Below are 20,500 nucleotides of genomic sequence, written 5' to 3'. Positions count from 1 at the left end.
CGGAGGGTCAGGCGGGCTGGGAGACGAGTTCGGCGATCCGGCGCATCAGGCCCGGGACGTCGCCCTGCTCGCGGTCGAGCAGCCACTGCCCCAGCTGGTTGGACGCCTCGACGACGGCATTGGCGCGGGCGTGGCGGCGGTCGGTGAACGCGGTCCACAGCTGCTCGTCCACGCGGTCGTGCTTGTCGAGCAGCTCGGTCAGGACCGCGGCGTCCTCCAGCGCCTGGGCGCCGCCCTGGGCGAGGGTCGGTGGGCAGGAGTGCACGGCGTCGCCGACCAGCACGACCCGGCCGCGGTGCCAGGGCGGCGGCAGGACGTGGGTCTCGAACCACGTGTAGTGGATACGTTCCGGGTCATCGAGCGCGGCACGGATCTCGTCCCACGGCCCGTGGTAGGCCGACGCGAGCTCCCGCATCGTCTCGAGGCGTTCTCCGGCGCTGAGCGCGCCGCGGTTCCGGGCGTCCTCGACCAGGTAGGCGTAGAGCGAATCCTCCCCGGTCGGGCAGTACCCGGCGATGTAGCACGGGCCGCCGTAACAAAGATCGGTCCGCGTGACCGACGCCGGACGCGGGCCGAAAGCCCGCCAGATCCCCATACCGGTGGCCCGGATGCCGGTCTCGACGCCGATCAGGCGCCGGACCGTCGAGCGGATGCCGTCGGCCCCGACGACGAGGTCGTACCGGCCGGTCGATCCGTCGGAGAAGCTCACGTCGACACCGGCTGGATCGCACTCCAGCGCGGTGACGGCGAGCCCGAACCGCACTTCGGCGCCGGCCTCCCCGGCCCGCTCCAAGAGGATCCGCGCCAAGGCGGGCCGCGGCATCCCCATGGCGGCCGGCAGGTCGGGTCCGCCGGTGCGGGCATCGGGCATCTCCACGAGCAGCGTGCCATCCGGGGCACGCAAGCCGACACTGTCGAAGCTGTAGCCCTCCTCCCGCACCCGCTCCCACACGCCGAGGCGGTGCAGTTCACGCAAGGCGTTGCCCTGCAGGGTGATTCCCGATCCGAGGACAGCGACGTCGGGCATGACGTCGATCAGGTCGACGGCGATCCCGCGCGCGGCGAGGTGGATCGCGGTGGCCGATCCGGCCAATCCCCCGCCGACGACGAGGACGTTGTTCACGGCTGGCACGACGACTCCTTTGTCCTCAGCGGACGGTCACTTGACGGCGATGGGGGCGACCGGCGCGCCGACGGCGCCGGTGACCGGCAGCGGGGCGGCGGTCAGCCAGAACTCGTGGACGCCGTCCGCCGCGCAGTCTTCGGCGAGGGCGTCGAGGTCCCACATCTCCCCGAGGAACAGGCCGATGTGCGGGATGGCGACCTGGTGCAGCGGCTGGAAGGCGACGTCGAACTCGTTCGGCCGCACTTCCACGCCCCAGGTGTCGGTGGCGATCCCGGCGATGTCGGTGTCGTGCAGCCACTGCGCGGTGGTGAAGGACAGGCCGGGTGAGTCCCCGCCCGCGTAGTCGCCCCAGCCTTCGCGCCGCGCCCGGGCGAGCCGGCCGGTCCGCACAAGGACCAGGTCGCCGCGACCGACCCGGGCCGTGTCGCCGTGGGCGGCGATCGTGGCTTCGAGGTGGTCGACGGTGATCGCGAACCCGTCCGGCAGCTCGCCGTCCGCGCCGACTGCCCGTCCCACGTCGAGCAGCACACCGCGGCCCGCGATGAGCCCGGCCGTCGTCTCGATGCCGGTGACCTGATCCCCTTCGCTGGTCACGACGTCACCGGCGCGGCGACCGTTGTACGCGCGGCCGTGGTCGAAGATGTGCCCGAGCCCGTCCCACTGCGTCGAGGCCTGCAACGGCATGAACACGACGTCGTCGGCGCCGCCGAGCCCGTGCGGGAAACCTTGCGTGCCGCGCTCGGCGTCCACGCCGGTGTCGAGCATGGTGTGCACCGGGTTCGTGCGCCGGCGCCAGCCCTTCTGCGGGCCGTTCGCGTCGAAGCTCTGGGCCAGGGAGAAGCTCACGCCGCGCCGGACCAAGGTGGCGCCTTCCACGCGCTTGGCCGCGTCCAGGTGGTTCAGCGTGCCGAGCACGTCGTCCGGCCCCCAGCGGCCCCGGTTCGAGCATCGTTTCGCCGCCGCTGCGATCGCGCCTTCGGGATCGTTTCGTTCCACGTCGTTCACTGTGCGGCCTCGATCGCCATCCGGGAAGACGAATCAGCTGATGCGCCACATCAGCGTCATGGATATCCTGCGGCGGTGAACCTCGCCACGCTGGACCTGAACCTGCTGGTCACGCTGGACGCGCTGCTGCAGCAGCGCAGCGTCACCCGCGCGGCCGAGCAGGTGGGCCTGAGCCAGCCGGCGGTCTCCGCGCAGCTCGGGCGGCTGCGCCGGCACTTCCACGACGAGCTGCTCACCCGGGTCGGCAACACGTCCCGCCTCACGCCGCTGGCGGTCCAGCTGAAAGAACGCGTCCGGGTCGCCCTGGCCGGGGTGGACCGGGTCTTCACCGCGGCGGCCGACTTCGACCCGGCCGCCACCACCCGGGAGTTCTCGTTCGTGGTCAGCGACTACGGCGCCGCCGTGCTCGGCCCGGCCCTCGCCGCGCTGCTCGATACCGCGGCACCCGGCGCGCAGCTGCGCATGCTGGCCAACACCCCGCGGCTGGTCGACACCGCCGAACAGGTCCTGACGGGGATCGACCTGTTGCTGCTGCCGCACGGCTTCGTCCACGGGCTGCGGCACCAGGACCTCTACACCGACGAGTGGGTCTGCCTCGTCGCCGCCGACAACCCCGAGGTCGGGGACTCCCTCACGGCCGGGCAGCTCGAAACGATGCCGTGGGTGGTCACCTACCACGGACCGACCGCGTCGACGCCGGCCGCTCGGCAGATGCGCATGCTGGGCATCGAGCCGCGCGTGCAGATCGTCACCGAGTCCTTTCTCGCGATTCCCGGACTGGTCGCCGGTTCCGGCCGCGTGGCGCTGTTGCAACGGCGGTTGGCGGACCGGATCCCGGCGACCCTCGGCGTCCGGGCACTGGAGTGCCCGTTCGAGGTGAGCCCGCTGCTCGAGGCGATGTGGTGGCACCCGATCCACGACGACGATCCCGAACACCGCTACCTGCGCAACCTCGTCGCCACAGCAGCGACGCAGATCTCCGCCTGACCGGGACACCATCCGCGACGGCGGTGACCGGCCCGTGACTGGAGACAGCTTCCTGCGTTCCGGTGCTCTCGCATCCGGCGGCCGCGCCGCTCGCGCCGTTTGGCGGGCTTGTCCGAACCGGTTGGAGCGCGCGGCCGAGCGGTGCGCGTTAGGGTTCGCCGTATGCGAGGACAGGCGGCCTTGTGGCTGTTCGCCGATCAGCTCGGGCCCCACTTCCACAGCACACCGGAGCACCACGACCGGGAGGTGCTGCTGATCCGGTCGGCCACCGCGTTCGGCGCGAAACCGTTCCACCGGCAGAAGCTGCACCTGGTCCAGGCCGCCCTGTACCGGCTGGCCGAGGACCTCGGCGACCGCGTCACCCTGCTCGACGCCCCGGACTACCGGACCGGGCTGCGCCGCTTCGGGCGGCCGGTGGTGGTGCACGAGCCGAACTCCCACGCCGCGGACGCACTCGTCCGCCGATTGCGCGACGAAGGCGTCGTCGAGGCCATCCTGCCCACACCGGGGTTCGTCCGGTCCAAAGAGGACTTCGCGGAGTGGGCGTCCGGGCGGAAGCGGTTCGTCATGGAGGACTTCTACCGCGACCAGCGCAGCCGGTTCGAGGTACTCCTGGAACCGGACGGCTCGCCCGCGGGCGGGCACTGGAACTACGACCGCGACAACCGCGAGCCGCCGCCGAAGACCACCCGCCTCGACGTCCCCGCGCCGTGGCAGCCGCGGGAGAATCCGATCGACGACCGGGTCCGCGCCGAACTCGACCAGGCCGAGCGTGCCGGGACGATCCACCCCGTCGGCGTCGACGGCCCGCGCCGGTTCGCCGTCGGGCACGACGAGGCGCAGCGCGCGCTGCGCCGCTTCCTCGACCACCGCCTGGCCGCGTTCGGCCCGCACCAGGACGCGATGCTCACCCACGACTGGGCGATGGCGCACGCCCTGTTGTCGGTCCCGCTCAACCTCGGGCTGCTGGACCCGCTGGACGTCGTGCGCCAGGCCGAGGCGCGGTGGCGCGACGGGACGGCGCCGCTCGAAGGCGTCGAGGGCTTCGTCCGCCAGGTGCTCGGCTGGCGCGAGTGGGTGTGGCACCTGTACTGGCACCTGGGCCCGGATTACTTGCGCCGCAACGCGTTGCAGGCTCGCCGCAAGCTACCGGACTGGTGGTGGCAGCTGGACGCGGACGCCGTCGAAGCGGCCTGCCTGCGGACCGCGCTGGCCGGTGTCCGCGACCGGGGCTACGCCCACCACATCGAACGGCTGATGGTGCTCGGGAACCACGCGTTGCAGCGCGGGTACGACCCGGCCGAGCTGAACGCCTGGTTCGCCACGGCGTTCGTCGACGGCTTCCCGTGGGTGATGCCCGCCAACGTGATCGGCATGAGCCAGTACGCCGACGGCGGCATCGTCGGGACCAAGCCGTACGCCGCCGGCGGTGCGTACATCCACCGGATGAGCGACCACTGCGGCGGCTGCGTCTACGACCCGAAGCAGCGGACGGGGCCGCGCGCGTGCCCGTTCACCGCGGGATATTGGGCGTTCCTCGACCGCAACGCCGAGCGGCTGCGCGGGAACCACCGGATGCGGCAGCCGCTGAACGGCCTGCGCCGGCTGGCCGACCTCGACGAGGTCGTCGCCCGGGAAGCCGAGCGCGACCACTTCTGAGCGAACCGCCGGCAAACGCCGCTGCTCAGCTGCAGCTCCGCCGGATGCGGGCGATCAAGCCCGACCGGCCTGCCGGAGACGTCCGCGACGCGGACGTTTGGTCACCTCCGACCAGTGGGTACCTGCGCCACATGGCGCGACAAGCCCGTGTCGGCCATGACGAAGGTGGGTGGGACGGATGTCCGCGCAACCGGGGGAATCCGAGCACAGCACGTCCAGCACGAGCGACGCGATCTACGACCTCGACACGACCGCCACCAGGGAGATTCGCCGGCACGTCCGCGACCTGCTCGCGAGCTACCGCGGGATCCCGGTCGACGACGCGGTCCTCGTGATCGACGAACTGGTCAGCAACGCCCACCAGCACGGGCAGTCGCCGCGCACCTGCCGCCTCACGTTCGGCGGCCGGGGCCGACACCTCCGCGTCGAAGTGGATGACGCCTCCCCGCACCAGCCCCGCATCCGCACCGCGGACGAGACCGGTGGTCGCGGGCTGATGCTGGTCGACCGGCTCGCCCCGGCGTGGGGAGTGACCCACCACGCCCACACCAAGACCGTCTGGGCCGAACTCGCCTTGGACCGCGCGGGCAACGCTCCGCACTTGGCCACGACCCAAGACTGGTCCCGCTGACGTGTCCTCCGATCGCGTCGGATACCGCAGCGGTGAGGCGCGGCGCGTCCTCGCCCGCCCGATACCGCTCGCAACCGCGAGCCGGCCGCCGGCCGAGGCGCCACCGCCCGGGCTGGGCATCGTCGACCGTGCCGTGAACGGCACCTGTGTGGTCACAGTGACCGGCGAAATCGACGGGGAAACCGCGGCGCACCTGCGGACAGCGGTCACCACTGCGATCGACAGCACCTCCGGTGACGCCTGCGTCCTGGATCTGACGCAGGTCGGCTTCCTCGACTCGGCCGGGCTCGCCGCACTCCTCGCGGCCAACACACACGCAGATGCGCACCGGAAACCGTTGCGCATCGTCGTGGATTCCAACAGCCCCGTCATCCGCCCCATCGAAGTCACCGGTCTCGATGTCGTGCTGCGGCTGTACCACACCGTCGGCGAAGCACTCGACGCCGGAAACCGGACCGATCACGCCGTCCGACGTCCGGACGCGTAGCCCGGGCGCGACACCGAACACAGCCGGCTGAGTCGTCACCACAGGGCTCGTAGGGGTACCATGGGTCTGGCTCGGAGGCATTCGTACGCGGTCGCTCAACCCGCGTCGTCTCCGCTGGCCGGCTGACTTGTGTCAGCTGTCGAGGACAGTGTTGCCGGCCGGGATCCCCCGGTGCCGCTCGCAGTCCCGCAGGTCCTGCACACCGCTCGTCGCTTCCGGCTTGACCGGGGAGGCGGCAGCCACCGACCTGCATCGTTTCTCGAAAGGATTATGTATCAGTACTCCCACAACGGACAGTTCGCTGTTCAGCCACCCTGTCGTCCAGCAATCCCGGGCCCAGCTTCATCCCACAGCGCAGAATGATCGCTACGGGAGCTTGTTCCTCGCGCCGCCCCCATCCGTCGGCGTGTCATCGGAGGACTGGACCGAGCCGGCGCCCAGGCCAGTACGCAACCAGCCCGGCAAGCGTTCGGGCCGCCCCGCCGGTCGTCGCCAGAGCCGCTAGCACAGCCAGGAGCCGTGACCGCAACAACGGAAGCGCCGAGTAGCGGCTCGCCTCCAACGCACTTCGTCACGTCCGCCCACAGCTCCGGGTGAGCCCGAGCAGCGGCCTGGACCGCTGCGGATCGCCGCTCAGCCACGACTCGAACCCGCCGTGCCTGCCTGCCGCGCGCCGGGAACCCTCTGACGAGACGTGTTGCGTGACACCCACCACGCCGGGAGGCTGAAGGAGCCGCGCCGGAGGTGCGGGATGAGGCAGGCGCCTTGATCCGGCCGATTCGGCCTTCGGTGGGTGCCCGACTCAAGCTGATGGCGGGTGGCGAGTCCGGTGGTGTCGCCGAGCGGCATCCACAGCGCCGGCCTCAGGTGGCTGTGGCTCGCTTGCTTCCGACGCAGGCGCGGACGATTCTCTTGGGCCAGGACGATTCCGCCTGCTTGCCGTTGGCCGAGATGGCCCGCGCGGTTGTCACCCGACGGTGCTGGACACGACCCGGCCGGCTAGAACCGCGAACGCGCTTGAGGGGTTTGCCGTACCTACTGAGCCAAGTTCGCCCCGGACCCGGGCGACGGTCGGCCGGATTTCCACCCTTCTGGTCAGGCTGGCGTACCAGTACCGTCATGGGATGGACCAGCCAGAGCGAGACCTGGCGAGGTTTCAGTCTCCGAGCCGGCGTGAGGCTGCGGCTGACGCCCGTGACAACGAGTCCGATGAGCGTGATCGGCGGGACGAGGTGGCCCGCGTCAGGGATCGGGCCGATGAACTGAGGACCAAGGTTGCCGAGCAGATCCGGCGACGCGTCGAGCTGGTGGCGCGGTCCCGGGAGATGCTGGATCGCCTGCTGCGGCGGCTGGACCGGATCGAGGCGGTACTCGACGCACCCACCACGCGGGCACATCGGAAACGGGCCGAGGTCGAGTCGACCGAGACCGGCAAGCCATCACTCGGCCCAGCGAGTGGGGACGAGGAGGTTCCGGCGGCGCGCGTGCGGGTGCCGAGGCCGCGGCGGGCTCGCCCGGCGGCCGGTCCGAGCGGAAGCCGGTCGCCCAGGGTCGAGTCCAAGCTCCTGAAGGGACACTCCTCAGCACCGTCTGTGAGCTGATGGCAGTACGTCGACAGCATCACCGGTACTCATGATCGGCGACGAGGCGCACCTTGTCGGATTCGCACAGTCCACTTCGACCTGTAGCCACGTCGGCTCGACGACGTGGTCATCCTCCACGCGGCGACCGTCCCGGCTCAGGGCCGGTCTGCGCGCCTGCGCGATCACCGGGTGTCGAGTTCGTCCGTCAAAGCCGCGTCGATCTTCGCGGAGGCTCGGCGCAGCGTCCGGCGAGCCACCGAGAGCAGGGCCACGGTGGCGACGAGCCCGACCATCGCCCACGCAGTGCCGCTGTCGTCGGCCGGGACCACGGCCAAGACGACCAAAGCATACAGAAGAAAGCGATTCCGATCAGCTGCGCGAATCGGCCGCTGGCGGGACACGCGATTCTGCATGGCTGGGAATACGTGTCCAGGAATACTCATCGGCCAACCTCCCGAACGGTGTGGATCAACCATTAGAGCTACTCACACGACGTCATTGCAACTCGTCGCGACCGTGATCCACTCGAACGAGTGAACAGTGAAGCGAGCCACCACCCGGAAGGCGTCTTCTAGTTTTCCCTATGCCAACAACACATTCATGTTTGACGCCGTTGCCGTCCACAGCACTGAGCAGGTGGCTGCTACGAGGTTCTTGATCGCGACAACGTTGTCGACAACGAAACGTTCGGAACGATGATCGTTTCAAGCCGGCAGGCCGCGTCGATCTGGCCACCGATCTCCCACAGTCAGATCGTAATCTCCCCTGAACGCCGCCGGTGCCGACCGGCCCTACTTCGTCTCCGTACCGGCCACGGCCCGGAAAACGACTTCGACGTGCTGATCCTCGACGTCATGATGCCCGGCGTCGACAGCCTCGGCGTCTGCCGCGTCCTGCGCGCCGAAGGCGACCAGGCACTCGACGCCGGCGCCGACGACCACCTGCCCAAGCCCGTCGAACTCGACGAACTCCTCGCCCGCCTGCGCGCGCTGCTCGGCACCGTCACGATCCGCAGCGACACCTGCCGCAGTACGTCCACGATCGGGATGATCAGCGTGCTCCGTCGCCGGCTCTCGTCGTCATGCGCCCGCATGCCGGCCTCCCGTCCTCGTCGTTTCGTGCTGAGTGCGCCCGGCTTCGGCGCGGTCCCGAATCCCCATGAGCATCTTCCGGCTCATCACGAAGCTGACCGCCTCGACCGGCTCGATCAGCACGCCCGCCCAGCGGCGCGAGTAGCCGTATCGTTCGCGCATCACCAGCCGCGTCGAGCCGTCCGGTCGGTCGCGTAGGACGAAGGCCCAGGTGCAGTCGTAGGGCGCCGCGGCCTTTCCCATCGGCACAGCGCCTCACAGCACCAGGGCCCGACCTTCCTCGATGCCGGCGACGGCCATCGAGACGTCCGGGTGGAGCTTCACCTCGTCGCCCACCTCGACGTGCTGCCATGCGGCGACGATGCGCTCGGCGCTGTGGATGTCGCAGCCCACCAGGTTTTCCAGGACGTCGTAGCTGTAGAACCCGCCGCGTGCCTGGCCCAGCTGGGCGAGCCACGGCCACACTTGTGACGCGGGCGCGGTGATCGTGATGGCACGGGTCGCCACGAGATCGGGCTCAGCGATGAGATCGTCCCCGGCCAGGGCCGCGATGACTTCGTGATGGTCGGCGCCCCAACGCAGCTGCCACTTCCTGAGGGCCGGCACCGCGAGCAACAACACACCGAGCGCGCCGGCCACCCACAGCCGGTTTTTCCTTGCTGTCACCGCATCATCGTGATGAGGCGTCATGGTCGTCTCCTTTGGCGGCCTCGACTCCGGACAACAACGACGGCAGCGTCAAGCTCACGACCGCGACGGCCGTGGCCACGGCGGCGAGCGCGCCGGACATGAGGTAGGGCGCCCGGGCGGCCTGGCGCAGGACCGGTCCGTCGGGTCTGCCGGTCCGGGTACCCCGGCGTTCGGCAAGAGTCATGACCGGACTCTGCGACCGGACGCCCTGGTGGCTGAAGAGTCCTTGGTCCCTCGGGAACAGGTCTCCCGGTCCTTTCTGCGTCAGGCGACGCGTCGACGCCACCGTCGGCCGAGGAACACGAGGTCTTCCGTCCACGGCTGCGGAGCAGTTCGGCCCTGTGCCCGGCGACGCGACGACCCGGACAATCGGGATGAAATGTTCGCCACACCATTGATGGGACACGATCATGCGAGTGCCGACACCTCTCAGGCCGTGCGCCCCGTGATCGACACCGCCATCCGGCCGCCGGCGCACACGATCGAAGCGGCCGAGACGATCACCCTGCTCGAGACCGACGAGCAAACCGGTTTGACCGAAGCCGAGGCCACCGCACGGAATGTCCACAACGGACTGAACGTGCTCCCGACCGGCCGGGCCACCTCCGCGCTCGGCCGGTTCTTCCGCCAGTTCAACGATCCGCTCGTCTACGTCCTGCTCGTCTCGGCCGGCGTGACCCTGAGTCTCGGCCAGTTCGTCGACTCGAGCGTGATCTTCGCCGTCGTGCTGCTCAACGCGGTCGTCGGACTGCTCCAGGAATCGCGGGCCGAGCACGCGCTCGCCGCGCTGGCCGGCATGGTGGCCACCGGGGTCCGGGTGGTGCGCGACGGTGTCACCGTCTGGATCCGGGCGGAAAAGCTGGCCGTCGGAGATCTCGTCCACCTCCGCGCCGGGGACAAGGTCGCGGCCGACTACCTGCTGCTGTCGGCGCACGAGCTGCAGATCGACGAATCCGCGCTCACCGGTGAGGCCGCGCCCGTCACGAAGACCCCCGGCGCGCTCCCCCGGGCCACCGCGCTCGCCGATCGGCGCAACATCGCGCACGCGGGCACCGTCGTGACCCGGGGCGAGGGCGCGGCCGTCGTCGTGGCGATCGGCGCGGGCACCGAGCTGGGGCTGATCAACCAGCTCATGACCGCCACCGGCGTGCCGACCACACCGTTGACGCGCAAGCTGTCCGGGTTCAGCCGCCGGCTCTCGGTCGGCATCGTGGCGCTGGCGGTCGTCTTGTTCGTCATCGGGTTGCTGCGGGGCTACCGGGCCGGGGAGATGTTCACCGCGGCGGTGACGATGGCGGTCGGCGCGATTCCCGAAGGCCTGCCGGCCGCGGTGTCCATCGTGCTGGCGATCGGCGTCGTCCGGATGGCCCGGCGCGGCGCGATCGTCCGGCGGCTGCCGTCCGTGGAGACGCTAGGCGGCACCACCGTCATCTGCACCGACAAGACCGGCACCCTCACCACCAACCGGATGACCGTGACCACCGTCGTCGCCGGCGGCCGCACCCACGAGTGGGCCGGCGACGCCCCGCTCCCGCCGGCGCTGCGGGAGTGCCTGCTCACCGGGGTGCTGTGCAACGAAGCGCAACCGGCCGGCGGCACCGATGCGGCAGTCGGCGATCCGACCGAGACCGCCCTGCTCATCGCGGCGCGGGAAGCCGGGCTGGACATCGGCGCGGAACGGTCCGCCCGGCCGCGCGTCGACGTGCTGCCCTTCGAGTCCGGGCGGAACCTCATGGCGACGGTGCACCGAACCGCCGACGGCCGGTTGACCGGATACCTGAAGGGGGCACCCGAAACGGTCCTCGCACTGTGCCACGACCAGCTGCGGGAAGACGGGACCGCCGAGCCGCCGGCGACGAGCGCGCAACGCGAGACCGCGGAAACCTTCGCCCGCCGAGGTTTGCGGGTACTGGCCTTCGCGACGTTCACCCCCGCGCGCGACGACGCCTTTCCCGGCGAGGCGTCGCCGGAAGGACTGACCCTCGTCGGTTTCCAGGCCATGCACGATCCGCCGCGCCCGGCCGCGGTGGCATCCGTAGCGGCGTGCCGGCGGGCCGGGATCGCGGTCAAGATGATCACCGGCGACCACGGCGAAACCGCACGCGCGATCGCCCGGACCTTCGCGCTGGCCGACGGGGAACCGAAAGTCCTCACCGGGGCCGAAATCGCCGTCACGCCGGACGACGCCCTCGCCGGCGTGGACGTCTTCGCCCGCGTTTCCCCGGAGCAGAAACTGCGGCTGGTCACCCTCCTGCAGGAGTGCGGCGACGTGGTCGCGATGACCGGCGACGGCGTGAACGACGCGCCCGCCCTGCGCAAGGCCGACATCGGGATCGCGATGGGGCGCAGCGGGACCGAAGTCGCCAAGGAAGCCGCCGACATGGTGCTGGCGAACGACGACTTCGCGACCATCGAGGCCGCCGTCGAAGAAGGCCGGGCCGTGTTCGACAACATCCGCAAGTTCATGGCGTGGACGCTGCCGACCAACATCGCCGAAGGGCTGGTCATCCTGGTCGCGATCGTGCTCGGCGCGCAGCTGCCGATGCTCCCGGTCCAGGTGCTGTGGATCAACATGACCACCGCGGTCTTCCTCGGCCTCTCGCTGGCCTTCGAACCGAAGGAAACGGGCATCATGGCCCGCCGGCCCCGCCCGCCGGGGCAGGCGCTGATGACCACCGACCTGCTCAGGCGGATCTCGCTCGTCTCGGTCATCCTCGTCGCGGGTTCGTTCGCGGTGTTCACCTGGCAGCTGCGCGCCGGCGCGTCCGTCACCGGCGCACGCTCGGTCACGATCACCGTGTTCGTGTTCGCACAGATCGCGTACCTGTTCAGCTGCCGGTCCCTCGACCGGTTCCGGCCGACGGGCTGGAACCCCTGGGTGCTCGGCGGCGTCGCCGTCATGATCGCGCTGCAGGCGTCGATCCTCTACGTCCCGCTGATGAACGAGCTGTTCCACACCGCGCCGCTGACCGTCGGGGGGTGGCTACTGGTGCTCGGCCTCGCCGTCACCACGTTCCTGGTCGCCGAGGTCGACAAGTTCCTCTGGCGCCCCGGACGCCGGCACCGCGCCGACCGGCCGGAACCCCTGGTTCCGGCGGCGACGCGGTGAGCGGCCTTCGAGGTCTGCTCAGCTCACGGTGTGGGTGACTGGACGACCAGAAGCGGGCAGGTGGCGTGGTGGATCAGCGCCTGGCTCGTCGACCCCGTCAGCATGCCGGAGAAGCCACCGAGGCCGCGGCTCCCGACCACGAGCAGCTGGGCGTCGGCGGAGTGGTCGAGCAGGCAGCGCACCGGGTGGTCCCGCGCGACGACGCGCCGAACCGTGACGTCCGGGTACTTCTCCTGCCAGCCGGCGAGCCGTTCCGCCAGGAGTTCGCGTTCGTTGCCCTCGAGGGCGTCGAAGTCGTCGAGCAGCTGCTGGCCGAGGGTGTGTGCGGTGCCCGCGGAGACCGACAGCCAGCTGTGCACGGCGACCAGGTCCGCTCCCCGCGACGATGCCTCGTCGAAGGCCACCGCGATCGCGGGCTCGTTCGCCGGGGAGCCGTCCATGCCGAGCACCACCGGGCCGTTCTCACGGCCGCCGCCACGGACCACCACGATCGGGCACCGGCCCCGCGCGACCATCGCCACCACCGTGGAACCGGTCAGCATGCCGCTGAACCCGCCCAGACCCCGGGAGCCGAGCGCGACCAGGCGGGCGTCCGCCGATGCCTTGAGCAGTTCGGTCACCGGGCTACCCGTCGCCAGGTCGGTGTGGATTTCCAGGTCGGGGTGGCCTGACCGGATGGCGGTCTCGGCGTCGGCGAGCCACTGGCGGCCCTGCGTTTCCAGGACCTCGGAGAATCCGTCCGGTGGCCGGACGCCGGCGCCGTAGGACAGCGCGGGCACCGCCACAGCGTGCACGACCCGCACCGGCAGATGCCGGCGCGCGGCCTCGTCGCCCGCCCAGCGCGCGGCTTGCAGCGCCGAAGCCGAACCGTCCACGCCGACGATGATCTGCTGCCTGGTTGTGTTGTCGGCCATGAGAGGAACTCCTCGAGTGTCGCGAACTGGTGGAACCCGAGCCTGTTCCTCCGGGAAAGCCGGGCACCAGAGGATTCCACCGCGTTTCCCGGTGACTTTCTTCCCTGCTTTCCCGCGCGCGACCGGCCGGACGGTGCACCAAAGTCACCGTGTTCCGAGGATTTCGGCACCAGTGCCCGGCCCGCACGACGGCCCATGCTCTGGGCACAACCGAAAAGGAGCCCACGATGTCCGTCCAGGACCGCGGCCCGTCCCCGACCACCCCCTTCATCCCCAGCCAGACAGCGCGGACAGCCGAGCGGCGCCAGCCGGGCTCCGCCGCTCGCGGCCCGGCGCTGGCCGTCCTGCGCATCGTGATGGGCCTGACGTTCCTCTGGGCCTTCCTCGACAAACTGTTCGGACTCGGCTACTCCACCAGCCCGGCACAGGCCTGGATCAGCGGCGGCTCCCCGACCAAGGGCTTCCTCGGCCACGTCCAAGTCGGCCCCATGCAGTCGACGCTGCGCGACTGGGCCGGCGCCGGCTGGGCCGACTGGCTGTTCATGCTCGCCCTGCTCGGCCTCGGCGTCGCCCTCCTGCTCGGCGTGGCCCTGCGCCCGGCCGCCGCCGCCGGCACCATCCTGCTCGCACTCATGTGGATCGCCGAATGGCCACTCGCCCGGTCCACTTCGGCCGGTACGGCGACGTCGTCGACCAACCCGCTGATCGACTACCACCTCGTGTACCTCGTCGTGCTCATCGCCTTGGCCGCCTTCGCCGCGGGTGACACCTGGGGCCTCGGCCACCGCTGGGCGAAGCTGGACCTCGTCCGCCGCACCCCCTGGCTCCGCTGAGCACGACCCCTTTCATCCACAAAGGACACTGCGACACCATAGGAGAACACCGTGCAAGCCATGACAACGGTCGGCGACGTGATGACCCGCGAGGTGATCACCGTCGCGCCGGAACTGCCGTTCAAGGACCTCGTCCAGGTGATCGTCACCCACGGCGTCAGCGCCGTGCCGGTGGTGACCCCGGACGGCGCCGTGATCGGCGTGGTGACCGAGGCGGACCTGCTCTGCCGCCAAGCGCACGAAGACGACGTACCCGGTGCCGGCTGCCCGCACTTCGCCGGTCATCTGACCAAAGAGGACTGGCGCAAGGCCGCCGGTCAGACCGCGGCGACACTGATGTCCACGGCATCCGACACCACCTCGCCCACCGCCACCTTGCCCGCGGCAGCGCGTTTGCTCACGCGGAGCGGGGTCCGCCGGTTGTTCGTGCTGCAGGACGAAAAGCTGGTCGGCGTCATCGCTCGACGCGACGTGCTCCGGAGCTTCCTGCGCACCGACGACGACCTGCGGTCCGACGTCGACCGCACCGTGTTCGACGAAGCCTTGCACGCCAACCGGGACAACGTGCGCGCGAGCGTCGAGCACGGGGTGGTCCTGCTGACCGGCCGGCTCGAGTACGAGGCCGACGTGGCGACCGCGGAACGCATGACCCGCGCGGTCGCCGGCGTCGTGGACGTCCGCAACCGGATGGACTTCGTCTGGACCGGCCACCGCGCGCACAGCACCGCGACCTGAACACGCTCGAAAGGGGACACATCATGCGGTTGGGTGTCGCGGGTGCGCTGGTCGGTGGCGAGTACCGGAAGGGCGACGTCGAGGTGGACCGGGAAACCGGACGGGTGAGCGCGATCGGGGTCGCGGCCGCCGGAACCGGCTTGGCTGTGCCCGGCCTGATCGACCTGCAGGTCAACGGGTTCGCCGGCGTCGACGATCGCCGCGATCACGACGGCGGACCTGGCCCGGTCGTGCCCGGGCGGCGCACGGATCCTGGGCGTCCACCTGGAGGGGCCGTTCCTGTCCCCGAAACGGGCCGGAACCCACCCTGCGGAGCTGCTGCGCGCCCCGGACATCGAGCTGACCGAACGGCTGCTGGCCGCCGGGTCGGTCACTCAGGTGACGCTGGCGCCGGAGCTGCCCGGGGCGCTGGAACTGGTCGTGTTCCTGGTGCGCAGCGGGGTCCGCGTCTCCTGCGGGCACAGCGACGCGACGGCCGCCGAGGCGGATGCCGCGTTCGACCGCGGCGCCCGGCTGGTCACCCACCTCTTCGACGCGATGCGGCCGTTCACCCACCGCGACCCCGGCATCGTGGGCGCGGCACTGACCCGCGACGACGTCGCGGTCGGGGTGATCGCCGATCCCAGTCACCTCTCGCCCGAAGCGATCCGGCTCGCCTTCCGGGCGGCACGTGGCCGGGTCGTCCTCGTCACCGACGACCTCGCCGCGGGCGGGTGCCCGGACGGGACCTACCGGATGGGCTCGGTCGAGTTCACGGTGACCGGCGGTGTCGCCCGCCGGGTTCCTGCCCGACCGCGGCATCGGTCTCCTACACCCCGGCGACCGAGCCGACGTGCTCGTCCTCGACGACTCGCCGGGCGTCCGCGACGTCCTCCACGAGGCCGAATCCCTCGGCCCCTGATCCGCCACAGAGACGCATGCTCGCCGACGAAGATGGGCAGGGAGAAGCGATGCCGACGATCAGGAATAGGGAACACGCGAGGCGTAGCGGCCGTGGGGCACTCATCACGATCAAGGTCGTCCACACCCTCGTCTGGCTGTCCGTCGAGTCGTGCGTGGCCTACCTGCTGTACGCGGGATTCGCGAAGCGCAGCGACCGGCGCGCCGCGATCGCCGGCGCCGTGGTCACCATCGAATGCACGGTCTTCATCGCCAACGGGCTGCGCTGCCCCCTGACCGACGTCGCCGAGTCACTCGGCGACGACCACGGCTCGGTCACCGACATCTACCTACCGCCCTGGCTCGCCAGAAACCTGCCGGCCATCCACGTCCCCCTGGTGATCCTGACGATCGTCCTGCACCTCGGGAACCTTCGCCGGCGAGCGAGCCGGACGACGGACGCCGCCACCCCGGCGCGCACGTTCAGGGCTGCCCCAGGACCTCCTCCACCGCCCGGCGTGGCCCGGCCGGATCCGGTTCACTGCTGTACCCGACGCGCATGAGGACCTGCGGGAATCCGCTCAGTGTCAGATCAGCGCGCAGGGCGGCCCTGACCGGCTCGAGGTGCAACGGCTGCGTGAGCACGGCGGCCACCAGCCCCAGGTCGACCGCGGTCAGCCAGGCGCGTTCCATCGCGTACCCGGCCCGGACGTGGTCGGCGCGGGTGTCGTCGGCGGTGACGAAGACCAGCAGGGACTCCGCGGCCAGGCGTGCCTCGATCTCCGCGGTGTCGGGCAGCTCGGTGGCGCGGCGGATCAGCCCGGCCCAGGGCACCGATCCCGCCGGCACCCGGCTCGCGGGAAGGCCGACCCCGTGCCGGTGGGCTTGCTCGTCGCGGATCGTCCACAGCGACAGTTCCCGCTGATAAGCACCGTCGGCCTTGAAATGCTCCGCGGCGACGTGCAGCAGCCTGGCCACCACGGCGACCTCCCGGCCGGGCCGGACCAGGCGGGCCTCGACACCCGGCACCGCGCCCGTCTCGCCGATCAGCCGCAACGCGACCGCCGGAACCGGGGCGTCCTCGAAGGGCGCGCGGTGACTGGCACGACGGGCGATCGCGCCGAACCGGTGCAAGTCCGCCACGGTGGGCGCCGCCGCGGTCCCGGCGGCAATGCGGGCCACGACGCCGGGCCGCGCCGGGCCGGGCAGGAGTTCGACGCCCGGCGACCGGCCGAGCGTCCGGATCGCGACTTCGAGGTTGGCCACGGCGGCACCGCAGGACGCGGCCCGGTCCCGGCCGAGCGGGTCGTGCTGGGGAAGGCGCAGCTCGGTGCGTTCACGCACGACGAGTTCGTCCGGTCCGATGTCGAGCAGCCACGGCTGGAGGTTGTGCACCGACGGTGCCCGCGTCATCGACCGCACGAGCACCTCGGTCTCGGTCGTCGTCCAGTCCCCGGCCATCGCCGCTCCCTCCACAATGGATGATCCGATCAGCCGCTTCGCCGCGAGAACGGCAAGCGGCGGCAAAGTCCTTGCCGGAGCGAGGTGCATCGCCGACGCTACGGTCTCGCTGCCGGCCCGGATATCGGCGTTCGGCCACTTGCCGAGGGACTTTCGTCACCTGGCCACCACGCTGGAACCGGCACCGGTCCGGGTCGTCGGGACTTCCGGCATCTCGGCGTGGAAGGCAGTGTCGAAGCAGGCGACGACCGGGACGTCCGGCAGCAACCGGCGCACCTCCCGCGACAGCGGCTGGTGATTCAGCGCGAGCGAGGTGAGTTGTTCGAGGCTTGCGAGCAGTTCGCCGGCGCTTTCTGCTCCCCACCGTGGACGAACCGGACGGCGATCGCGTCCACATCGGACCAGCGACGGATCGACTGGGCGACCGCGCCGGGGTCGGCCAGGTCCCACGCGGTCCAGCCGACTGCGGTGCCGTCGGCGACCAGCGAAACCTTCATGCTCGGCGAACCGGGGTTCAGGGTCAGCACTCGCACGGCATTCCTCCGGTGTCTCAGTCCCGCAACCGGCGCAGGAACGGGTCGGTGAGCGCGGGCCGTTCGAACCGGGCACGGACGTCGAGCGCCACGCAGCCCTCCTCACGGTCTTGCGGGGGTTCCGGGTGGCGGAGCCCCCGGCCCGGGGCGGAGCCCCGGTTGTCACGGACCCGCACCGGGTTGAGGTCCAGTTCGGCCAGCTCGGGGACGAGCTCGGCCAGCCGGCTGACCTTGAATAGCAGCTCGCGCACGGCCGCCCGGTCGAGCTGGCCCGACCAGAGCGCTTTCGCCGAGCGCAGGCCGTCGAGCAGCAGATCGGCGTCGGCCCCGGTGAGCGGGGCGAGCCTGGCGGCGTGGTCGGCGATCAGGTCGGTGTCGACGCCCCCCAAGCCGAACATGACCAATGGACCGAACACCGGGTCCGAGCGCACGCCGACCAGCACCTCCCGGCCGGGTTCGGCCATCGGCTGCACGGTGACCCCGCGCAGGGCGGAGCCGAACCGGGACCGCAGGGTGCGGAACGCGTCGAGGATCTCAGCACCGCGCACGTTCAGCAGTACGCCGCCGCCCGCCGACTTGTGCAGCAGCCCTTCGGCGTCGGCCTTCAGCACGACCGCCGAGGCCGGGTCGAAGACCACGGCATCCATCGAGTCGCCGGTCTTGACGTACGTCGTTTCCACCATCGGGATGCCGGCCAGGCGCAGCAGTTCGACGGCGTCCGCCGGCGACAGCCAGCCTTCGCGTCCGGCGGCGAACGCGCGCAGCGCGTCGGGATCTTCCAGCGGGGTCAGGGATCCGCCGGTGTCGGGCCGGTTCAGCCACTGCTCGTAGCGGACGAGCCGGGCCAGGACGGCGGCGGCCGCGGCCGGGTCGTCGTAGCACGCCGTCACCCCGGTGCCGGGCACCAGCGGGGCGACGCGGGCGCGCTGCCCGGGCCGCACCGCGAAGACGGTCTTGAACTCGGGCAGGAGCACGGCGGCGAGCGCGGTCCCGGGGTCGCCGACCGCGGTCGGTACGGTCGCGGCGATCACCGCGTCCACGCCGTCGTCGGCCAGCACGGCGCGCAGGGCGTCGGCGAACACCTCCGCGGGGACGGCCGCGGTCGTGTCGACCGGGTTCCGCACCGCGGCTTCGGCCGGCAACAGCTTCGCGAGCCGTGCCCGGGTGTCGTCGGACAGCTCCGCCATCACCAGGCCTTCGCGTTCGCAGGCGTCCGCGGCCAGTACCCCGGCCCCGCCGGCGTTGCTGACCACGGCCACGCGCGGACCGCCCGGCAGCAGCTGCCAGGACAGCCCGGCGATGACGTCGACCAGCTCGGCGACGGTGTCGACGGCGATGATCCCGGCCTGTTCGAACAGCGCGTCACGCGTGACGGCGGGGGTCGCGGCGGCGGCGGTGTGCGACGCGGCGGCACGCTGCGCGGTCCCGCCGCTGCCCGAGCGGACGGCGAGTACCGGACGGGTACGGGCCAGTTGCCGGGCGACGCGGCTGAACTTGCGGGGGTTGCCGAAGGATTCGAGGTAGAGCACGGCGATTTCGGTCCGGCGGTCGGCCGTCCACCACGTCAGCAGGTCGTTGCCGCTGACGTCGTACTTGTCGCCGGTCGAGACCAGGCTCGACAGGCCGAGGCCCAGGTCGTTCAGCGACTCCGCGAGCGCGATCCCCACGCCGCCGGACTGGGTCACCACGCCGATGTTGCCGGGTTCGACCTTCCCGGCCAGGAACGTCAGGTTCAGCGGGCGATCGGGGTCGGTGGAGACGATGCCGAGGCAGTTGGGGCCGACCAGCCGCATGCCGTAGCGGCTGACGGCTTCGCGGACCCGGGTCCCCGCCGGGGTCCCGGTCAGCCCGGAAGAGATCACGAGCACGGCGCGCACGCCCCGCTCGCCGCACGCCTCGACGGCGTCGGCCGCGGCCGCGGCGGGCAGGCAGATCACGGCGAGTTCGGGCGTCCGGGACAGCTCGGCGACGCTCGCCGCGCACGGCACGCCGAGGATCTCGCCGGCGTGCGGGTTCACCACCTCGACCGGACCCGGGTAGCCGGACGCGACCAGGTTGGCCAGGACCGCGTGCCCGACCGATCCGGGCCGCCGTCCCGCACCGATCACCGCGATCGAGGCGGGCTTGAGCACGTGGGCCAGGCTGGCCGCGTCGGCGACGGAGTCGCGCTTCAGCACCGCGTCCAGGTAGGCGGTGTCCTCCTCGAGGACCATCACGACGTCCCGCTCGGGGCCGCCGACGCTCGCCTCGAACCGCAGCCCGAGGTCGGCGAAGACGTGGATGATCTTGGCGTTCTCGGCGAGCACTTCGGCGACGAAGCGCTTCAGGCCCGTCTGCCGGGCGTGGGAGACGAGGTGTTCCATCAGCAGGGTCGCGACGCCCTGGGTGCGTACGGCCGCATCCACGACGAGCGCGACTTCGGCGTCGGCGGAGTCCTTCAGGACTTCGTAGTTCGCCACGCCGACGAGCTCACCGCGCAGGTAGCAGCCCACGGCGTAGTGGCCAGGACCCGGCTCCGCGGCGATCTCCCCGGCGAGTTTGTCCAATATGGACGGTCGAGCGCCGAAGAACCGGAAGTAGGTGTCCTGCTCGGTGAGCCGGGTGTGCAGGCCCAGCACCTCGGCGGTGTCGGCCGGGTGCAACGGGCGCACCAGCACCACGTCGCCGTCCGCGAGCAGGGCTCGGGAGCCCAGGTCCACACTCATGCTGTCCCTCCTCGGGTGGGCGCCAGGACGGTCTGGCGTCGCCTGTCAAGGAGACCTCGGACCGGGGGCGCC

The 20,500-nt window shown here is 71.2% G+C and carries 21 protein-coding genes; 11 read left to right on the top strand and 10 right to left on the bottom strand.

Annotated features, from left to right (window positions below; all coding sequences use genetic code 11):
- Positions 1–7 precede the first annotated feature (7 nt).
- Positions 8–1,132 carry an FAD-dependent oxidoreductase gene (locus OHS58_RS09770; RefSeq protein ID WP_328647979.1) on the bottom strand — a complete coding sequence of 375 codons (1,125 nt, stop codon included), beginning with the start codon at positions 1,130–1,132 and terminating at the stop codon, positions 8–10.
- Positions 1,133–1,159: 27 nt separating this feature from the next.
- Positions 1,160–2,122, bottom strand: a complete 963-nt coding sequence (locus tag OHS58_RS09765; RefSeq protein WP_328647978.1) for a cyclase family protein — start codon at positions 2,120–2,122, stop codon at positions 1,160–1,162.
- 84 nt (positions 2,123–2,206) lie between these two features.
- Here OHS58_RS09765 and OHS58_RS09760 point away from each other — a divergent pair, with 84 nt between their 5' ends.
- The 4 genes from OHS58_RS09760 to OHS58_RS09745 all read left to right on the top strand — a co-directional run bounded on the left by OHS58_RS09760 (position 2,207) and on the right by OHS58_RS09745 (position 5,895).
- Positions 2,207–3,118: a LysR family transcriptional regulator gene (locus tag OHS58_RS09760; RefSeq protein ID WP_328647977.1), complete on the top strand. Its 912-nt coding sequence runs from the start codon at positions 2,207–2,209 to the stop codon at positions 3,116–3,118.
- Between the two features lie 162 nt (positions 3,119–3,280).
- Entirely contained in the window at positions 3,281–4,777 is a 1,497-nt protein-coding gene (locus OHS58_RS09755; protein ID WP_328647976.1) for a cryptochrome/photolyase family protein, read from the top strand.
- 178 nt (positions 4,778–4,955) lie between these two features.
- Positions 4,956–5,408 (top strand): ATP-binding protein, encoded by a 453-nt coding sequence (locus tag OHS58_RS09750; RefSeq protein WP_328647975.1) that lies wholly within the window; start codon positions 4,956–4,958, stop codon positions 5,406–5,408.
- 1 nt (position 5,409) lies between these two features.
- Complete coding sequence (locus tag OHS58_RS09745; RefSeq protein ID WP_328647974.1) at positions 5,410–5,895, top strand: STAS domain-containing protein; 486 nt, start codon at positions 5,410–5,412, stop codon at positions 5,893–5,895.
- Between the two features lie 1,765 nt (positions 5,896–7,660).
- Here OHS58_RS09745 and OHS58_RS09740 read toward each other — a convergent pair.
- Positions 7,661–7,813 (bottom strand): hypothetical protein, encoded by a 153-nt coding sequence (locus OHS58_RS09740; protein ID WP_328647973.1) that lies wholly within the window; start codon positions 7,811–7,813, stop codon positions 7,661–7,663.
- 360 nt (positions 7,814–8,173) lie between these two features.
- Here OHS58_RS09740 and OHS58_RS09735 point away from each other — a divergent pair, with 360 nt between their 5' ends.
- Positions 8,174–8,767 carry a hypothetical protein gene (locus tag OHS58_RS09735; protein ID WP_328647972.1) on the top strand — a complete coding sequence of 198 codons (594 nt, stop codon included), beginning with the start codon at positions 8,174–8,176 and terminating at the stop codon, positions 8,765–8,767.
- Positions 8,768–8,824: 57 nt separating this feature from the next.
- Here the strand turns inward: OHS58_RS09735 and OHS58_RS09730 are convergent, their stop codons facing one another.
- Together OHS58_RS09730 and OHS58_RS09725 are read right to left on the bottom strand one after the other, a co-directional pair.
- On the bottom strand, positions 8,825–9,259 hold the full coding sequence (locus tag OHS58_RS09730) for a hypothetical protein (protein ID WP_328647971.1): 435 nt from the start codon (positions 9,257–9,259) through the stop codon (positions 8,825–8,827).
- Positions 9,240–9,443, bottom strand: a complete 204-nt coding sequence (locus OHS58_RS09725; RefSeq protein ID WP_328647970.1) for a hypothetical protein — start codon at positions 9,441–9,443, stop codon at positions 9,240–9,242. Before OHS58_RS09725 ends, OHS58_RS09730 begins: the two co-directional genes overlap by 20 nt.
- A 261-nt stretch (positions 9,444–9,704) precedes the next feature.
- Between OHS58_RS09725 and OHS58_RS09720 the strand changes: the two genes are divergently transcribed.
- On the top strand, positions 9,705–12,368 hold the full coding sequence (locus tag OHS58_RS09720) for a cation-translocating P-type ATPase (protein WP_328647969.1): 2,664 nt from the start codon (positions 9,705–9,707) through the stop codon (positions 12,366–12,368).
- A 23-nt stretch (positions 12,369–12,391) separates the two neighbouring features.
- On the opposite strand, the gene OHS58_RS09715 is transcribed toward OHS58_RS09720, so the two are convergent.
- Positions 12,392–13,282, bottom strand: coding sequence for a universal stress protein (locus OHS58_RS09715; RefSeq protein ID WP_328647968.1), 891 nt, complete (start codon positions 13,280–13,282; stop codon positions 12,392–12,394).
- Between the two features lie 227 nt (positions 13,283–13,509).
- Here OHS58_RS09715 and OHS58_RS09710 point away from each other — a divergent pair, with 227 nt between their 5' ends.
- Both OHS58_RS09710 and OHS58_RS09705 read left to right on the top strand, forming a co-directional pair.
- On the top strand, positions 13,510–14,115 hold the full coding sequence (locus tag OHS58_RS09710) for a DoxX family membrane protein (protein ID WP_328647967.1): 606 nt from the start codon (positions 13,510–13,512) through the stop codon (positions 14,113–14,115).
- 60 nt (positions 14,116–14,175) lie between these two features.
- Entirely contained in the window at positions 14,176–14,850 is a 675-nt protein-coding gene (locus tag OHS58_RS09705) for a CBS domain-containing protein (RefSeq protein ID WP_328647966.1), read from the top strand.
- Positions 14,851–15,224: 374 nt separating this feature from the next.
- On the opposite strand, the gene OHS58_RS09700 is transcribed toward OHS58_RS09705, so the two are convergent.
- Positions 15,225–15,401: a hypothetical protein gene (locus tag OHS58_RS09700; RefSeq protein ID WP_328647965.1), complete on the bottom strand. Its 177-nt coding sequence runs from the start codon at positions 15,399–15,401 to the stop codon at positions 15,225–15,227.
- A gap of 215 nt (positions 15,402–15,616) precedes the next feature.
- On the opposite strand from OHS58_RS09700, the gene OHS58_RS09695 reads away from it, so the two are divergent.
- Together OHS58_RS09695 and OHS58_RS09690 are read left to right on the top strand one after the other, a co-directional pair.
- Positions 15,617–15,751, top strand: coding sequence for a hypothetical protein (locus OHS58_RS09695; RefSeq protein ID WP_328647964.1), 135 nt, complete (start codon positions 15,617–15,619; stop codon positions 15,749–15,751).
- A 16-nt stretch (positions 15,752–15,767) separates the two neighbouring features.
- Complete coding sequence (locus OHS58_RS09690) at positions 15,768–16,292, top strand: hypothetical protein (protein ID WP_328647963.1); 525 nt, start codon at positions 15,768–15,770, stop codon at positions 16,290–16,292.
- On the opposite strand, the gene OHS58_RS09685 is transcribed toward OHS58_RS09690, so the two are convergent.
- On the bottom strand, positions 16,213–17,190 hold the full coding sequence (locus OHS58_RS09685) for an Acg family FMN-binding oxidoreductase (RefSeq protein ID WP_328647962.1): 978 nt from the start codon (positions 17,188–17,190) through the stop codon (positions 16,213–16,215). The two genes, OHS58_RS09690 and OHS58_RS09685, sit on opposite strands and share 80 nt — an antisense overlap.
- A gap of 16 nt (positions 17,191–17,206) precedes the next feature.
- Here OHS58_RS09685 and OHS58_RS09680 point away from each other — a divergent pair, with 16 nt between their 5' ends.
- The gene (locus OHS58_RS09680) at positions 17,207–17,488 is read left to right on the top strand and encodes a hypothetical protein (RefSeq protein ID WP_328647961.1); all 282 of its coding nucleotides are present in this window, start codon (positions 17,207–17,209) and stop codon (positions 17,486–17,488) included.
- Position 17,489: 1 nt separating this feature from the next.
- On the opposite strand, the gene OHS58_RS09675 is transcribed toward OHS58_RS09680, so the two are convergent.
- Positions 17,490–17,723 carry a hypothetical protein gene (locus OHS58_RS09675; protein WP_328647960.1) on the bottom strand — a complete coding sequence of 78 codons (234 nt, stop codon included), beginning with the start codon at positions 17,721–17,723 and terminating at the stop codon, positions 17,490–17,492.
- Between the two features lie 17 nt (positions 17,724–17,740).
- Positions 17,741–20,428 carry a GNAT family N-acetyltransferase gene (locus tag OHS58_RS09670; RefSeq protein ID WP_328647959.1) on the bottom strand — a complete coding sequence of 896 codons (2,688 nt, stop codon included), beginning with the start codon at positions 20,426–20,428 and terminating at the stop codon, positions 17,741–17,743.
- Positions 20,429–20,500: the final 72 nt, after the last annotated feature.

This window comes from Amycolatopsis sp. NBC_00348, from assembly GCF_036114655.1.
Classification (GTDB): domain Bacteria; phylum Actinomycetota; class Actinomycetes; order Mycobacteriales; family Pseudonocardiaceae; genus Amycolatopsis.
Note: the sequence above shows the minus strand (reverse complement) of the source record. Positions and strands in the feature narration are given on the sequence as shown.

Coding starts and splice junctions, on each gene's coding strand:
- OHS58_RS09755 (WP_328647976.1), top strand. CDS start 3,281: ATGCGAGGACAGGCGGCCTTGTGGCTGTTCGCCGATCAGCTCGGGCCC.
- OHS58_RS09750 (WP_328647975.1), top strand. CDS start 4,956: ATGTCCGCGCAACCGGGGGAATCCGAGCACAGCACGTCCAGCACGAGC.
- OHS58_RS09735 (WP_328647972.1), top strand. CDS start 8,174: ATGATCGTTTCAAGCCGGCAGGCCGCGTCGATCTGGCCACCGATCTCC.
- OHS58_RS09730 (WP_328647971.1), bottom strand. CDS start 9,259: ATGACGCCTCATCACGATGATGCGGTGACAGCAAGGAAAAACCGGCTG.
- OHS58_RS09725 (WP_328647970.1), bottom strand. CDS start 9,443: ATGACTCTTGCCGAACGCCGGGGTACCCGGACCGGCAGACCCGACGGA.
- OHS58_RS09715 (WP_328647968.1), bottom strand. CDS start 13,282: ATGGCCGACAACACAACCAGGCAGCAGATCATCGTCGGCGTGGACGGT.
- OHS58_RS09710 (WP_328647967.1), top strand. CDS start 13,510: ATGTCCGTCCAGGACCGCGGCCCGTCCCCGACCACCCCCTTCATCCCC.
- OHS58_RS09705 (WP_328647966.1), top strand. CDS start 14,176: ATGACAACGGTCGGCGACGTGATGACCCGCGAGGTGATCACCGTCGCG.
- OHS58_RS09690 (WP_328647963.1), top strand. CDS start 15,768: ATGCTCGCCGACGAAGATGGGCAGGGAGAAGCGATGCCGACGATCAGG.
- OHS58_RS09685 (WP_328647962.1), bottom strand. CDS start 17,190: ATGGCCGGGGACTGGACGACGACCGAGACCGAGGTGCTCGTGCGGTCG.
- OHS58_RS09680 (WP_328647961.1), top strand. CDS start 17,207: ATGGATGATCCGATCAGCCGCTTCGCCGCGAGAACGGCAAGCGGCGGC.
- OHS58_RS09670 (WP_328647959.1), bottom strand. CDS start 20,428: ATGAGTGTGGACCTGGGCTCCCGAGCCCTGCTCGCGGACGGCGACGTG.